The following is a 1,962-nucleotide window of genomic DNA, read 5'->3' as shown; positions in this document are numbered from 1 at the left end:
ACCGTAAACTTCGGATGATGATGAGGGTATACAATGCCTTGTTCTTCATTTCGTGCTCCGATGTTAAAAAATGCTCCTTCCGTTTCCTGCAGATAAGCTGAAAAATCTTCTCCTCCCATTTTAGGGGACAGCGTTTTAACACGTTCTTTTCCATATTCTTCGATAGCTGTTTCTTCAATTAAACGCGTAATTTCTTCAGAATTAATGACGGGATGATAGCCTTTTTCATATGTGAAGGTGTACTCTGCACCGTAGGCCTCTGTTAGTCCTTTTACCATACGGTCAATTTGTGCCGGAACTTTTTCTCGCAGCGCCGCGTCAAAGCTGCGAACGGTACCGTTAAGCTCCACTTTATCAGGAAGTACATTGTGCGTAGTTCCTCCGTGAAATTGTGTAACCGATACGACTAATTTATCAATTGGATTAATCGTTCTTGAAACAATGGTTTGGAGGTTGGTCACAATCTGCGCTCCTACCACAATGGCATCAACTACTTCGTGAGGCGCTGCGGCGTGTCCTCCTTTTCCTTTAATCGATATATTAAAAGTGTCAGGCGAAGCCATCATAGGACCTGCAAGCACGCCGATTTCTCCGATGGGAAGACCAGAATTCAAATGCGTACCAATTACATAATCCACCCCTTCCATCACGCCTTCTTTCACAAGTTCCTGCGCTCCCCCGGGCAGCAGCTCTTCTGCGTGTTGAAAAACCAAGCGAATTTCTCCTTTAAATTCATTTCCTAACTGAGAAAGAACAGAAGCTACTCCTAATAAAATAGCCRTGTGACCGTCATGTCCGCATGCATGCATCACGCCTTTATGAACCGAGGCAAATGCAAACGTGTTTTCTTCTTCAATCGGCAGCGCGTCCATATCCGCTCGAATCGCAACCACTTTCCCCTGCTCTTTTCCTATTAATCTAGCCACCACGCTTGTTGGTGTAGGACGAGTAATAATAAAGCTTCCAAACGAACGAAGCGTATCTTCAACAAACTGAGACGTTCGATGTTCTTGAAAGGATAATTCAGGGTAGCGATGAAAATGCCTTCTCCACTCAATTACCTGCTTTTTTAAGCTTTCTATGACGCTGTAGTCACTGATTAATTTGACTGTCATACACATACTCCTCCTTTGTTTGACTATATTGATTGGCTGGAACGGAAAGGTTCAAATTTCCTCGCAGCGTACTGCTTTCATATGAAGTGTCGTAAAGCCCACGCTCTTGTAAGATAGGCACTACTTTTTCCACAAATTGATGAAACGTATCGCTCATAAACGGACGAAGTACAAATCCATCCGCTGCTTCCTGCTCATGCCATTTTTGCATTTCATCCGCTACGTGTTCAGGTGTTCCTGAAAACGGCGAACGCGGCAAAATTGTTTCAAGCGCCACTTGTCTTAACGTTAACTTTCGAGCAGCCGCCGCTTGTTGAATTTTATTTGTCGTGCTTTGAAACGCATTTGCTCCGATATCCCCTAACTCTGGAAACGGGGCGTCTAGGTCAAATTGCTGAAAGTCGTAGTCATCAAAAAAACGAGCTAAATATGTAATGGCGTGATCAATTGGAATTAGCGCAGCAAGCTCTCCATATCTTCTTTCTACATCTTCCTCGCTATCTCCTATAATTAAATCAATACTTGGAAAAATGAGAAGCTCTTCGGGATTTCTCCCGTGATTTCTTGCTCTATTTTTCATATCTTGATAGAATGCCTGCGCTTCTTCTAGTGTATGTGCATTTGTATAAATCGCATCGGCATTCTCTGCTCCGAATCCTTTTCCTCTTTCTGACGAACCTGCTTGAAACACAACCGGATGTCCCTGCTTTGAACGAGCAATATTTAACGGCCCTTGAACTTGAAAGTGCTTGCCTTTAAATCCAAGCGTATGCATTTTCTTTGGATCAAAAAACTGACCGGTTTCTTTTTGATAGATAAAAGCATCGTCTTCCCATGAATCCCACAG

At 43.2% G+C, this 1,962-nt stretch carries 2 protein-coding genes; both read right to left on the bottom strand.

What is annotated here, in order from left to right:
- On the bottom strand, positions 1–1,115 hold a 1,115-nt coding region (locus AC1DRF_RS25075), incomplete at its 3' end, for an amidohydrolase (RefSeq protein WP_477741969.1).
- Positions 1,093–1,962: NtaA/DmoA family FMN-dependent monooxygenase (locus tag AC1DRF_RS25070; RefSeq protein ID WP_477741968.1), on the bottom strand; the 870-nt coding region annotated here is incomplete at its 5' end. The genes AC1DRF_RS25075 and AC1DRF_RS25070, both read right to left, overlap by 23 nt.

This window comes from Priestia sp. P5_B4 (assembly GCF_056400385.1).
The sequence above is the reverse complement of the archived record's forward strand: the minus strand, read 5'-3'. Positions and strand labels throughout refer to the sequence as shown.